The following is a 10,538-nucleotide window of genomic DNA, read 5'->3' as shown; positions in this document are numbered from 1 at the left end:
AATGAAAAAAAATGCCCAGTCCGTGGAAGCCTGGCTGGAGGCGATGATCGCCGTGGCGCGTTATTACCGCCTTGATTTTTCTCAGGAGAACGTGCGCGCGACCGTCAACTGGGAGCGCGACAGTAAGCGGGAGGAGTTGCTCACCGATATGGCGCGGCAGTTGGGAATGGGGTTACGGCTGGTCGAGTTCTCCGCCGACTCGCTTAACCCGTGGCGTCTGCCGCTGATCGCGGTATTTGATAATCAGCAGATTGGCGTGATCACCCGCCGCGATAATCACGACAATATCAGCGTTCAGTTCAGCGGTGACGAAGGGCTGGAAACCACGCTTAACGTCGCGGATATTGAAGATAACATCGTCGAACTGGCGCTACTGCGCCCGCTCAGCGCCATCCCTGACGCGCGGGTGGATGACTATATTCGCCCGTATCAGGCGAACTGGTTCTGGAATCTCTCGCTGAAAGACTGGCGGCGCTATGGCGATATTATGCTGGCGTCACTGGTGGCGAACGTGCTGGCGCTGGCGGCGATGGTGTTCTCGATGCAGGTTTACGACCGGGTAGTTCCGGCGCAGTCCTACCCGACGCTGTGGGTACTGTTCGCCGGGGTGATGATGGCGATCCTGTTTGAGTTCTGTATGCGCATGGTGCGCACACATCTTTCCGATGTGATTGGTAAACGGGCGGATTTACGCATTTCGGATCGCGTTTTTGGTCATGCGTTACGGCTGAAAAACAACGTGCGATCGAAATCCACCGGGTCGTTTATCTCGCAGATCCGCCAACTGGAATCGGTGCGGGAGCTTATTACTTCCACCACCATCGGTGCGGTGGCGGATCTGCCATTCTTCCTGCTGTTTGTCTTTATTCTGTGGATGATCGGCGGCTGGCTGGTGCTGGTGGTTTTGCTGGCGCTGCCGTTGCTGGTGATCCCCGGCCTGCTGGTGCAACGCCCGCTGGCGCGGCTGGCGAACGAAGGGATGCGCGAGTCGGCGGTACGCAACGCGACGCTGGTGGAAGCCGTGCAGTCGATTGAAGACATTAAACTGCTGCGCGCCGAACAGCGTTTCCAGAATCAGTGGAATCACACTAACGACGTGGCCTCGTCCATCAGCATGAAGCAACGTTTTCTCACCGGGCTACTGCTCACCTGGACCCAGGAAGTGCAGTCCATCGTCTACGTGGTGGTGCTGTTGGTGGGCTGTTTTATGGTGATGAACGGTGACATGACCACCGGCGCACTGGTCGGGACGACGATCCTGGCTTCGCGCACCATTGCGCCGCTGTCGCAGATTTCCGGCGTACTCTCGCGCTGGCAGCAGGCAAAAGTGGCGCGTAATGGCCTTGATGAACTGATGAAGCGCCCGGTGGATCAGCCCGAGCACGGCAAACTGGTGCATAAAGCGGTACTGCACGGTAATTATCAGTTCAGCAACGCGGTGTTTTATTACGACGAAGAAGAGAAGATTGCCGATGTGGCAATTGGCAAACTCAACATTCAGGCCGGAGAGAAAATAGCCATTCTCGGGCGCAACGGCGCGGGTAAATCAACGCTACTGCAAATGCTCGCCGGAATGCGTATCGCCCAGCAGGGGCAGGTGCTGCTGGATAACATCAGCATCGGGCAGCTTGATCCGGCGGATCTGCGCCGCGACATGGGGCTGCTCAGCCAGACCGGGCGACTGTTCTTCGGTTCGCTGCGGGAAAACCTCACTATGGGGATGCCGGAAGCCAGCGATGAAGATATCGAACGCGCATTAACCCTCAGCGGGGCGCTGCCATTTGTGCAGAAGCAGAAAAACGGCCTCAACTACATGATTCAGGAAGGGGGATTTGGTCTTTCTGGCGGTCAGCGGCAAACGCTGCTGCTGGCGCGGCTACTTATCTCTCAACCCAATATCGTGCTGCTCGACGAACCCAGCGCCTCGCTGGATGAAATGGCGGAAGCGCATTTAATCGAACAACTGAAGCAGTGGATTGGTCATCGCACGCTGGTCATCGCCACTCACCGCACGGCGATGCTGCAACTGGTGGACAGGATAATCGTGATGGATCAGGGGCGCATTGTGATGGACGGCGCGAAAGAGACTATTTTGCGTGAACAGGGCGAACCCACGGCGCGACGCGTGGTGTTGCAGGAGAAGAATAAGGGGTCTGCCGCATGAACGGACAACTGCAATACAACCGTGGCCTGACTGAACCTCGCCTGCCGCGTTCGGCGCTGGCGGTACGCGTTACCGCTGTGATGCTGCTCTGTTTTCTCGGCTGGGCGTGGTACTTCCAGCTTGATGAAGTCACCACCGGCAGCGGCACGGTAGAACCCTCCGGGCGCGAACAGGTGGTGCAGTCGCTGGAAGGCGGAATTCTGTATCATCTCGACGTGAAGGTTGGCGATATTGTTGAACAGGGCCAGCCGCTGGCGCAGCTTAACCGCACCAAAACGGAATCCGACGTCCAGGAAGCGATGTCGCGGCTGTACGCGGCGCTGGCAACCTCGGCGCGGCTGCGGGCGGAAGTGAGTAATAAACCGCTGGTCTTCCCTGACGAACTGAATAAATTCCCCGAACTTATCGAGTCGGAAACGGCGTTGTACAACACTCGCCGCGACGGGTTGAACAAAGCCACCACCGGGCTGACGCAGGGGATTAGCCTGGTCAACCGTGAACTGGCGATGACCCAGCCGCTGGTGAAACAAGGGGCTGCGAGCAGCGTCGAAGTGCTGCGCCTGCAACGCCAGGCCAATGAACTGGAAAACAAACTCAGCGACGTGCGCACGCAATACTACGTACAGGCGCGGGAAGAGTTAGCGAAAGCCAATGCGGAAGTGGAAACCCAGCGTTCGGTGATCCGTGGGCGTGAAGACTCCCTCACCAGGCTCAACTTTACTGCGCCAGTTCGTGGCATTGTTCAGGATATTGATGTCACCACGGTTGGCGGCGTCATTGCCCCCGGTGGTAAACTGATGACCATTGTGCCGCTGGATGAGCAACTGCTGATTGAGGCAAAAATTTCCCCGCGCGATGTGGCGTTTATCCATCCGGGGCAAAAATCGCTGGTGAAAATAACCGCTTACGATTACTCCATCTATGGCGGCCTGCCGGGAGAAGTCGCGGTGATATCACCGGACACCGTGCAGGATGAAGTGCGGCGCGATGTTTATTACTATCGGGTGTACATTCGCACTTTCAGTAATCATCTGGAAAATAAAAGCAAACAGCAGTTTCCGATATTTCCCGGCATGGTGGCGACGGTCGATATCCGCACCGGCAAAAAGAGCGTGCTGGATTATCTGTTGAAACCCTTTAACAAAGCACAGGAGGCGTTGCGCGAACGATGAACATTAGCGATGTAGCAAAAATTACCGGCCTGACCAGCAAAGCCATTCGCTTCTATGAAGAGAAGGGGCTGGTGACACCACCGATGCGCAGCGAAAATGGTTATCGCACCTACACGCAGCAGCATCTCAACGAACTGACCTTACTGCGCCAGGCGCGCCAGGTGGGCTTTAACCTGGAAGAGAGCGGCGAACTGGTGAATCTGTTTAACGACCCGCAGCGCCACAGTGCTGACGTAAAACGGCGCACACTGGAGAAGGTGGCGGAGATCGAGCGACATATCGAAGAACTGCAATCCATGCGCGACCAGTTACTGGCGCTGGCGAATGCCTGCCCCGGCGATGACAGCGCCGACTGCCCGATTATCGAAAATCTCTCCGGCTGCTGTCATCATCGGGCGGGGTGAAAAATCAGTTAATCCCCGTTTGCACCGAAAGAATATGCTGCAAACTTTCTACCATAATGCGTCCCGTCTGAAATAAGCCTTCCTGTATTGCGTTGCTGGCATTAACCGCGTGAACCAGGGAGGCTAATAATACTACTTGCAAGAAGGCAAAAATAAACGCACCGATAATCAGAATATGTGTCAGGGATATTTTCTTTTCATCCTTCATTTTAAATAGCCCACAAACTCTCCTTCCTTCATTAATGCGACTTTTCCTGTGTGATGATAAACAATCACGTTATACAGACCCGACTGATAAACCGTAGCATCGGCATTATCTTCATCAATCGCACATAATGAATCATTGAGATAAGCAAAGTTTTTGCTGCTCATTCTAAAGGTCATGCCAAATCCTTTATAAATGGCTTTCTTTGTCGCCTGGGCATGTTGTGCGGCTTCTGCATTTTTAAATGCCTGCGCTTCGGATGCACTTAAAATAGCCGCCTGACGCTGTTGTTCGGCAAGATAACAGGTGTCATGAGATACGCCTTGCGCCTGGCAGTCTGCAATGCGAGACGCGGGAGAGCTACAACCAGCCAGCATGATTAACGCCAGCAGGGAAATCGATTTAATGGTGCTATTCATCATTGTTAACCTTAAATAATATGAGAATTAATGAAGAGGTGATATTAGGCAAACGTCCTTGCTCTAATTTATTCAATAGTTCTGTTTTTTATTGGTATTTATAAGGTGTCTGGTAAAATTTTAGAACGAATATCCCACACCGACACCAGCACCGAAATCAGATTGCGTATCCGCAGAAACACCCGCTTTAAGCACTGTATGCGTTCCGGCATTAAAAGACGTGCCGACAGATACCGCTGATTCACCATTAAACGTTCCCGCGCCCGCAGACACCATCATTAAATCACCGGTTTTTACCTGCGGCTGTGAGGCAATGGCAATAGCTGACGCAATCCCCGCATTGGCATCTTTACGGTTGTCTTCAACTTCGTTTTTCAGTGAGCTGAAATGGTTATTGAGCGTATTAATTTGTTGGCTGTTATCCGCTACTCGTTTTTGCGTGGTTGATAACTGATGATGTGTATCGGTGGAATCCTGCACCAGATTTTGAATTTGTTCACCGTAATGAACGCTATCAATCTGTTGTTGTGCCGCCAGCTTACTTACCGCAGTGTTGGTTTTTGTTATATCGCCATGAATTTCTTCCAGTTCTTTTGATTGGTTCTCGGTGGCAACACTTTGAGATACCGTCGTCATGGTAGAAGAAAGAGCGTCAATTTTTTTCCCTTGCTCCGCAGAAGCGCGCGTGCTGGTTTCATTTTCCGCAGCCAGTTTAGCATTGACCATACTCTGATAACGGGCGGCGGTCTGAACATCACCGGTGGCAGCGACCGTTTTTTGTGTGGCTTCGATTTGCTTTTGTTGCTCGGTAATCTGCGTTTGTTGGGCTTCGGCTTGTTGCTGCTGTGCGTTATCCGCAGCCTCCTGACGGGCGTTTACCATACTCTGATAACGCGCTGCGTTTTGGACATCACCGGTAGCGGCGACTGTTTTTTGTGTATCGTTAATTTGGTCTTGTTGAGCTCTAAGAATGTTCTTCTGTTCGATAATGTCGTCAGTATTTTTATGAATAGCCGCTTTGCTGGCGTCAATCTCGGTTTGCGCTGACGTAATGGCCTGGTGCGCTTCATTGGCGGTCGACACTGCTGTGTTAGCGGTGGTTTGCGCATTCTGGATGGCTGTATCCTGTGCCGCATCGCGGTCTGCCTGGGTCTGTTCCGGGGAGATATTTTCGCCCGTCTCTGAAGATATATACCCATGCGAAAACAGATAGTCTTGCGCGGCTTCTGTATTTCCAGTACGAATCATGAAGCGTCCAATTTTCTGGTCAACTTCTTCATGTGACATCCCTGGTTGGATTGCCTCCAGTTCTGTCGCTGCCGCCTCAATCGTATCACCCGCAAAGGCAGATGGACTTACAGCAGTAGCAATAACGACAGCCAGTAAAGATATCTTTACAGTTTTCATTCATTTTTTCTCAATCAAAGTAAGTCGCATTTATGTTTCTTATAGCAACATTAATTGTTGTTATAAGAAATATTATGCGTTTCGTATTGATCGAAATCTACGCTGGCATTTGTGTGATGTAAAGCGCGTTTTTATACGATGTAAGCGTAAACACCGACTAATGGAAACTAAAAAAGTTTCCATTAGAATAAAATGGAAAATCATTTTGTGCTATTTCTCAGTAACAAACCGTAAAGACTTGTTTTGATAAGCGAAATAAATGCTGTTTCTGCACTAAACGTGATGCTGTTGCTGATGTATGTTAGAATGCGTTTCTTTGATAAATCTCAATTTTTAAGAGGTTTACGCTAGGCAGGAAAATTAAATGAATGAATTTGAGAAGATTTTTAATGAAATGAATCTGGACAGGGCGTTACTCCCTATCCTTTTTCGTTCGAATCGCTCCACGGTGTGGAAGTATTTAAGCGGCGATAGTACGGCTCCTGCCTCTGCCATGTCGCTGATCATGCTGTTGCAGTTGATCCAGAAGAGAAACCCCGATTTGTTAGCCGAATGGTTAACGCTTTCTGATTTCACCATTCCGCCAGAAGTTTACCTGGATCAGCCCGATTACTGGAAAGGGTGGGTGTATACCCAACATAAGGTCAATAAAAACGTCCTGGAATATTTAAAAAAACATTATCCGGATGAAGACCAGAAAAGTATGGGTAAAACCACAGAAGAGTAAATTGCCATTCCCCGCCCACATGCCGGATGCGGCGTAAACGCCTTATCCGGCCTACGTTCGCGCACAGACTGGCTAGTTTTGTAGGCCTGATAAGACGCGTCAGCGTCGCATCAGGCGATGACCGCACGGATGATCAACGTTATCCCTTCAATCGCAATCACCTCAACATGCGTACCTGCGCCGAGATCCTCGCTGGCGCTGACAGGCCATGAACTGTCGCCGACGCGCATATGACCGCGCCCGTTGACCAGCGGCGATTCCAGCACAAACCGCCTGCCAATCAACTGCTGGCCACGCTGGTTTAAATGACTGTCGCTGTGCTTTTGTTCGCGTACCCGCCGTGACAACCATTTCCACCACAGCCAGGCGGCGAGCAGCGTCAGGACGGCAAAGATCACCCCTTGCCACTCCCAACCCAGCGGCAGCAGCCAGACCACCAGACCAGTAATCACCGCCGCGACACCGCTCCACAACAGATAACCGTTTCCGCCCAGCATCTCGGCAGCCAGCAATAAACCGCCGAGACTCAGCCAGAAAATATGCGGGTGTACTACCAGCAGCTCGATCATGATTTATTTCGCTCGTTGGCGCTGTCTTTCACCAGTTCGGCAATCCCGGCAATCGACCCCATCAGGCTGCTGGCGTCTAATGGCATCATCACCACTTTGCTGTTACTGGACGAACCGATTTGTTGCAACGCTTCGGTGTATTTCTGCGCTACGAAGTAGTTCACCGCCTGAATATCACCGGAGGCGATGGCTTCAGACACCATTTGGGTCGCGCGAGCTTCCGCTTCGGCGGAACGTTCTCGCGCTTCAGCCTGTAAAAACGCCGACTGACGTTCGCCTTCCGCTTTCAGGATTTGCGACTGTTTTTCACCTTCGGCTTTGAGGATTTCCGCCTGACGGATCCCTTCCGCCTCAAGGATGTAAGCGCGTTTGGTACGTTCCGCTTTCATCTGCGCGTTCATCGAAGAGATAAGCTCTGCCGGTGGGCGCACATCACGAATTTCAATACGGGTGACTTTAATCCCCCACGGGTTGGTGGCTTCATCGACAATATGCAGCAGGCGCGAGTTAATGCTGTCGCGCTGGGAGAGCATTTCGTCCAGTTCCATTGAGCCAAGCACGGTACGGATGTTGGTCATGGTCAGGTTGATGATTGCCAGCTCCAGATTGCTGACTTCATAAGCGGCGCGCGGGGCATCAATCACCTGAATAAAACAGACTGCGTCGATGGTCACGTTGGCGTTATCTTTCGAGATAACTTCCTGGGAAGGGATATCGAGCACTTGCTCCATCATATTGATCTTGCGACCAATGCGATCCATAAATGGCACCACCAGACTGAGCCCCGGCTGTAACGTTTTGGTATAGCGACCAAAACGTTCTACCGTCCACTGATAGCCCTGCGGCACGATTTTGACGCCCGCGCCAACAATGACCAGCGCGACAAAAATGAGAATCGGGATAAAAATAAGCATCGGAAAAACCTCCTGTTGTACCGTCCATAATCAGCAAAATTGCTGCTTGATTAAACAAATTATACCTGATTACTGAAAGAGAGTTCCCCCTTATTCTTGCGGAGGATAAACTGTTTTTAGTAAAAATCAGAAAAAGGGATGGGTAATGCAGGAAAATAGTCTTTTGCTCCAACTGCAAAATGTTGGATATCAGGTGGGCGATACGAAGATTCTCAATAACATCAATTTTTCGCTGCGTGCTGGCGAATTTAAGTTAATTACCGGCCCTTCCGGCTGCGGCAAAAGTACGCTACTAAAAATTGTTGCTTCATTAATCAGTCCGAGTAGTGGAACGTTACTATTTGCAGGCGAAGATATATTCACCCTGAAGCCAGAGGAGTATCGCCAGCAAGTCTCCTACTGTGCCCAGACACCAGTGTTGTTTGGCGACACGGTATACGATAATCTGATCTTTCCCTGGCAGATCCGTAACCAGCAGCCTGACCCGGCCATTTTTCTCGATTTTCTCGAACGCTTCGCTTTGCCGGACAGCATTTTGACGAAGAATATCGCCGAGCTATCTGGTGGTGAAAAACAACGCATCTCATTGATTCGTAACCTGCAATTTATGCCGAAGGTTTTATTGCTGGATGAAATCACCAGTGCGCTGGATGAAAGTAATAAACATAACGTTAATGAGATGATCCACCGGTATGTGCGCGAGCAAAATATTGCCGTGCTGTGGGTGACACACGATAAAGACGAAATTAATCATGCGGATAAGGTGATTACACTGCAACCGCATGCCGGAGAAATGCAGGAAGCACGCTATGAACTCGCATAATATTACTAACGAATCATTGGCACTGGCATTAATGCTAGTGGTGGTGGCAATCTTAATTAGCCATAAAGAAAAACTGGCGCTGGAGAAAGATATTCTCTGGAGCGTCGGGCGAGCGATAATTCAGCTGATTATTGTTGGCTATGTGCTGAAATATATTTTCAGCGTTGATGATGCCAGCCTGACATTATTGATGGTGTTATTTATTTGCTTTAATGCGGCGTGGAATGCGCAAAAACGCAGTAAATATATTGCTAAAGCTTTTATCTCGTCGTTTATTGCCATTACGGTCGGGGCGGGAATTACCCTCGCGGTGTTAATTTTATCGGGTTCGATTGAGTTTATCCCGATGCAGGTGATCCCTATCGCCGGGATGATAGCCGGTAACGCCATGGTAGCGGTGGGGTTGTGTTACAACAATTTAGGGCAACGGGTCATTAGCGAACAGCAACAGATTCAGGAGAAACTGAGTCTTGGCGCGACGCCGAAACAGGCTTCAGCGATATTGATTCGCGACAGTATTCGCGCGGCTTTAATTCCGACGGTCGATTCAGCAAAAACGGTTGGCTTAGTGAGTTTACCAGGAATGATGTCCGGGTTGATATTTGCCGGGATTGATCCGGTGAAGGCGATTAAATATCAGATTATGGTGACCTTTATGCTGCTCTCAACCGCCAGCTTGTCGACCATTATTGCCTGTTATTTAACCTATCGGAAGTTTTATAATTCGCGCCACCAGTTGGTGGTGACGCAATTGAAGAAGAAATGATGCGATACCGGATGCGCAGCATCGCATCCGGCGTTGTGGTTCATGTGCCGATCAACGGAATATCAATACAACAATGCATACAACTGGCGGCGATATTTCGACGCCAGCGCATCCCCCGTACCCAGCGCAGCGAGGATCTCCTGGAACGTTTTACGTGTCTGACCGTCTGCGGCGGTGAGATCTTTACGCAGATGCCCGAACAGTAACTCCAGCGCCTCTTCATTGCGCCCAACCTGATGCAACTGTAGCGCCAGTTGCGTTGCCAGTGCGGCATCTTCAGGATTCTCCGCTACCTGCTGTTGCAACTGTTGAATTTCCGGCGTATCAGCCGCCTGCTTCAGCAGTTCGATTTGCGCCACCAGCCCCTGATAGCGGGTGTCCTGATCCTGCAACGGAATGGTTTTCAGCACGGCTTCTGCATCTTCAGAACGGTTCAGCGCAATCAGCGTTTCTGCCAGTAGCAGGCCGATCTCCCCGTTCTGATTCGACAACTGCCAGGCGTCTTTCAGCAATGGCAGGGCGTCGGTGTAATTGCCTTCCTGCATCAGTTGCATCGCCTGCTGCGCTTTCAGCTCTTCTTCGCGCGGCAGCACTTTATCCAGCAGGGCGCGGATCGCCTCTTCCGGTTGCGGCCCCTGGAAGCCGTCTACCGGTTGCCCGTTCTGGAACAGATATACGGTCGGAATCGCGCGCAGACCAAACTGCGCGGCAATCATCTGCTCCGCATCGCAGTCCAGCTTCGCCAGAATAAATTGCCCGTTGTACTGCGCCGCGAGGCTTTCCAGAATTGGGGTTAACTGCAAACAGTGCTGGCTACGTTCAGACCAAAAATAGAACAGCACCGGTGTGGTCATCGACTGTTCAAGAACCTGTTGCAGGTTAGATTCGTTAATGTTGACAATATTTTCTACGGACATGGAGTCGCTCTCTGTTGTCGATATTTTCTTTGACATGGGGGCTTAAGCGCG

12 protein-coding genes are annotated in these 10,538 nt (G+C 51.1%); 6 read left to right on the top strand and 6 right to left on the bottom strand.

Annotation, left to right across the window (positions count from 1 at the left end):
• The first annotated feature begins 1 nt into the window (after nucleotide 1).
• From LG381_RS20405 to cueR, 3 genes are read left to right on the top strand one after another with little or no spacing between them, the layout of a single operon-like run.
• The gene (locus LG381_RS20405; protein ID WP_225762857.1) at nucleotides 2-2,164 is read left to right on the top strand and encodes a type I secretion system permease/ATPase; all 2,163 of its coding nucleotides are present in this window, start codon (nucleotides 2-4) and stop codon (nucleotides 2,162-2,164) included.
• On the top strand, nucleotides 2,161-3,336 hold the full coding sequence (locus LG381_RS20400) for an HlyD family type I secretion periplasmic adaptor subunit (RefSeq protein WP_001014327.1): 1,176 nt from the start codon (nucleotides 2,161-2,163) through the stop codon (nucleotides 3,334-3,336). The genes LG381_RS20405 and LG381_RS20400 overlap by 4 nt, the downstream gene beginning before the upstream one ends.
• Complete coding sequence (cueR, locus tag LG381_RS20395; RefSeq protein ID WP_001026747.1) at nucleotides 3,333-3,740, top strand: Cu(I)-responsive transcriptional regulator; 408 nt, start codon at nucleotides 3,333-3,335, stop codon at nucleotides 3,738-3,740. The genes LG381_RS20400 and cueR overlap by 4 nt, the downstream gene beginning before the upstream one ends.
• Before the next feature lie 4 nt (nucleotides 3,741-3,744).
• Here cueR and LG381_RS20390 read toward each other — a convergent pair whose 3' ends face one another.
• The 3 genes from LG381_RS20390 to LG381_RS20380 all read right to left on the bottom strand — a co-directional run bounded on the left by LG381_RS20390 (nucleotide 3,745) and on the right by LG381_RS20380 (nucleotide 5,771).
• Nucleotides 3,745-3,948, bottom strand: coding sequence for a hypothetical protein (locus tag LG381_RS20390; protein ID WP_000650964.1), 204 nt, complete (start codon nucleotides 3,946-3,948; stop codon nucleotides 3,745-3,747).
• Nucleotides 3,945-4,367 carry a hypothetical protein gene (locus LG381_RS20385; protein WP_225762856.1) on the bottom strand — a complete coding sequence of 141 codons (423 nt, stop codon included), beginning with the start codon at nucleotides 4,365-4,367 and terminating at the stop codon, nucleotides 3,945-3,947. Before LG381_RS20385 ends, LG381_RS20390 begins: the two co-directional genes overlap by 4 nt.
• A 117-nt stretch (nucleotides 4,368-4,484) precedes the next feature.
• Nucleotides 4,485-5,771: a YadA-like family protein gene (locus LG381_RS20380; RefSeq protein ID WP_225762855.1), complete on the bottom strand. Its 1,287-nt coding sequence runs from the start codon at nucleotides 5,769-5,771 to the stop codon at nucleotides 4,485-4,487.
• A gap of 364 nt (nucleotides 5,772-6,135) precedes the next feature.
• Between LG381_RS20380 and LG381_RS20375 the strand changes: the two genes are divergently transcribed.
• On the top strand, nucleotides 6,136-6,498 hold the full coding sequence (locus tag LG381_RS20375; protein WP_001001645.1) for a hypothetical protein: 363 nt from the start codon (nucleotides 6,136-6,138) through the stop codon (nucleotides 6,496-6,498).
• 110 nt (nucleotides 6,499-6,608) lie between these two features.
• Here the strand turns inward: LG381_RS20375 and LG381_RS20370 are convergent, their stop codons facing one another.
• Nucleotides 6,609-7,067, bottom strand: a complete 459-nt coding sequence (locus LG381_RS20370; RefSeq protein WP_000571573.1) for an NfeD family protein — start codon at nucleotides 7,065-7,067, stop codon at nucleotides 6,609-6,611.
• A complete protein-coding gene (locus LG381_RS20365) occupies nucleotides 7,064-7,981 on the bottom strand; it encodes an SPFH domain-containing protein (protein WP_000904498.1) in 918 nt (305 codons plus the stop codon). The genes LG381_RS20370 and LG381_RS20365 overlap by 4 nt, the downstream gene beginning before the upstream one ends.
• Nucleotides 7,982-8,126: 145 nt before the next feature.
• Between LG381_RS20365 and fetA the strand changes: the two genes are divergently transcribed.
• Nucleotides 8,127-8,804 carry an iron ABC transporter ATP-binding protein FetA gene (fetA, locus tag LG381_RS20360; RefSeq protein WP_105289787.1) on the top strand — a complete coding sequence of 226 codons (678 nt, stop codon included), beginning with the start codon at nucleotides 8,127-8,129 and terminating at the stop codon, nucleotides 8,802-8,804.
• The gene (fetB, locus tag LG381_RS20355) at nucleotides 8,791-9,570 is read left to right on the top strand and encodes an iron export ABC transporter permease subunit FetB (RefSeq protein WP_001295323.1); all 780 of its coding nucleotides are present in this window, start codon (nucleotides 8,791-8,793) and stop codon (nucleotides 9,568-9,570) included. The genes fetA and fetB overlap by 14 nt, the downstream gene beginning before the upstream one ends.
• Nucleotides 9,571-9,632: 62 nt before the next feature.
• Here fetB and cnoX read toward each other — a convergent pair whose 3' ends face one another.
• Nucleotides 9,633-10,487, bottom strand: a complete 855-nt coding sequence (gene cnoX / locus LG381_RS20350; RefSeq protein ID WP_001295322.1) for a chaperedoxin — start codon at nucleotides 10,485-10,487, stop codon at nucleotides 9,633-9,635.
• Nucleotides 10,488-10,538 lie beyond the last annotated feature (51 nt).

This window comes from Escherichia sp. Marseille-Q3837 (assembly GCF_916618735.1).
Classification (GTDB): Bacteria; Pseudomonadota; Gammaproteobacteria; order Enterobacterales; family Enterobacteriaceae; genus Escherichia; species Escherichia ruysiae.
This window is presented reverse-complemented; position numbering and strand designations above follow the sequence as displayed.